This window comes from Kocuria sp. CPCC 204721, from assembly GCF_040980945.1.
GTDB lineage: Bacteria > Actinomycetota > Actinomycetes > Actinomycetales > Micrococcaceae > Kocuria > Kocuria marina.
On sequence record NZ_JAVKPO010000061.1, the window covers coordinates 1 to 674 of the forward strand.

Annotated in this window: 1 protein-coding gene; it reads right to left on the reverse strand. The window is 42.4% G+C overall.

What is annotated here, in order from left to right:
* On the reverse strand, positions 1-650 hold a 650-nt coding region (locus tag RF637_RS13850; protein WP_368845131.1), incomplete at its 3' end, for a hypothetical protein.
* Between the last annotated feature and the right edge of the window lie 24 nt (positions 651-674).

The following is a 674-nucleotide window of genomic DNA, read 5'->3' on the forward strand; positions in this document are numbered from 1 at the left end:
ATAGCCTTGATGTAACACTTGCCCCTATCGCGAGTGATGGTGGACACATGATGATAGAGGCTCAGGACTTCAGCGACCTTTTCGGAGTCTCTAGAATCAATCAATTCCAACACTTGACCAGTGTCATGATTGACGATGGCACTACCATACGAATAGCCTTTCCTTTTAGCAAAATCGTCTATACCAATGTTGGTTGCCGTCCTATCTGAAGCTAGTTTTATATTCTTGAGATGATTGATACATGTGTTGGGGCAGCAATGTATTCCCATATCCGACAATATTCTGGAAGCTGAGACTGATGACATCTGTAAGTGCACTTGGTTCATTAGTCTTGTACAGTCAATGGAAAATCTAGCATACTTGTTGAGCCAATCGGGCTGTTGCTCTGTAAAGAAATGACCATCGGCCTTACAGTGAAATTTACGCATATACAAAATCAGTGTAAAACGTTTTCCACCGAGCGGAGGCATGGTTACTTTCCTTTTTTGCCAGCCACGGGTATGATGTGTCTCGATATGGCAACGATCACAGCAAGCGCAAGTAGACTTGCTTTTTAGCGTCAGTGCCACTTCATCCTCTGTGATGGTATAGTTGATTATAACGAAATTAGCAAAGTGGGGGATGAGGAAAGCAACGAGGTTTTCTCCCACTTCAAAAGCATTTAATTTTAAATC